Source organism: Endozoicomonas sp. ONNA1, from assembly GCF_024606325.1.
Lineage (GTDB): Bacteria > Pseudomonadota > Gammaproteobacteria > Pseudomonadales > Endozoicomonadaceae > Endozoicomonas_A.
In genome coordinates this window covers 1-1436 of the sequence record NZ_JAHHPN010000794.1, presented here as the reverse complement: position 1 = coordinate 1436, position 1436 = coordinate 1, and the positions used below count along the sequence as shown (strand labels likewise).

Annotated in this window: 2 protein-coding genes; one reads left to right on the top strand and one right to left on the bottom strand. The window is 48.7% G+C overall.

Annotated features, from left to right (window positions below):
• Positions 1–23: 23 nt before the first annotated feature.
• The gene (locus tag KDK19_RS18955) at positions 24–428 is read right to left on the bottom strand and encodes an MBL fold metallo-hydrolase (protein ID WP_257292624.1); all 405 of its coding nucleotides are present in this window, start codon (positions 426–428) and stop codon (positions 24–26) included.
• Between the two features lie 213 nt (positions 429–641).
• On the opposite strand from KDK19_RS18955, the gene KDK19_RS18950 reads away from it, so the two are divergent.
• Positions 642–1436: murein hydrolase activator EnvC (locus KDK19_RS18950; protein WP_257292623.1), on the top strand; the 795-nt coding region annotated here is incomplete at its 3' end.

Here is a 1436-nt window from a genome sequence, read left to right as displayed (position 1 = left end):
TGAGTTTCAGACCTTTCTCATCATTATTGCTCAAAAGGCATATTACAAACGGCAGCACACTTGAGAGAGTGCCTGACAAAACTCTCTACACCTTCCGGTGCACAAATCGTTAAAGGGTCTTTCCTGCCTTGCATGCTGGCACTGGTGATCAAGCCTGGCAGTCCAAAGATATGGTCACCATGAACATGAGTAATGAAAATACCTGCCAGGCCGGACAGCGTGTAACGGTTCCTGGTTCCCCGATGGCTCTCCATCCGCTGAGGGCTCTCCATCTGCTGAGGGCTCTTCGCCAACAGTCGCTGCTGAGTTCCTTCACCACAATCGACCAAATACCAGTCTCGACTTTCATCCAGAGCCAGAGCCATTGCGGTCACATTTCTGTCTGCGGTAGGAGAACCTGCCGAGGTTCCCAGAAAAGTAAATTTCATAAAGTTGTCGTTTACCTGCACAGTTTCCCCCCAAAGGGTTCTGCTGTTTTTCTGCTTTTAAAACAGCATAACACGTTACAGGGAACGGAAAATAAATCGGATGCGACCTGAATATAAGTCTCCATCAGGTACTTAATGCCATTTAGGTATGTGAAAGCCTGATTATTCAAGGCATACTGGAACCTCCATCAAAAAAATCAATGGCGCTTGAGTATGAGAATCACGGCTGCAACCCTGATGTTCGCCGTAACCCTGACTCTGTTCAATTTTATGAACAGCAAAACGGCCCACGCAGAATCCGTGGAACAAGAAACTCCCCAAGCTCAGCTGGAGGCGATCAACGTAGACATTGAACATCTGAGAAAACTGCTGGAGAAGCTCAACAAAGAACGCTCATCTGCCGAGAGGCATTTGCAATCCACCGAAACAGAAATGAGCCAGCTGCAAAACTCTATTCGTAAAATAGAACAAGCGCTTGAACAGGGAAAAGCCGACGTAAAAAAGCTTCAAAGCCGTCAGCAGGCGCTGACGGCGCAGAAAAATAACGAAAAGAGTCGCATCGCCAACAGTGTGCGATCCGTTTATCTTGCCAGCCGGGATAACCGGCTGAAGTTACTCTTGAATCAGGAAGATCCGGAAGCAGTATCCAGACACCTGACCTACCTGAGGCATCTCCAGAAAGCTCAGCTGGAAGCTATCGAAGCCTTTGAGAAAACGCTGGTCGATATAGAAGACAACAGGCAACAACAGCAGGCTCTGAATGACAGACTCGAAGGGCAGCAAGCGGACCTTACCCAAAAACAGGACCGTTTGATTAAATCCAGAAGTGACCGGAAACAATTAATCTCTACAATCAACCGTCAATTCAACAGCAATGACCGGGAACTGGACGCCCTCAATCAACAAAAGCAACAGCTGCAAGCGGTATTGGCCCGGCTCGCCGCCAGAAAACCAGCCAGTTCCCCCATCCAACAGTCCAAGGGAAAACTGCCCTGGCCGGTCAAGGGT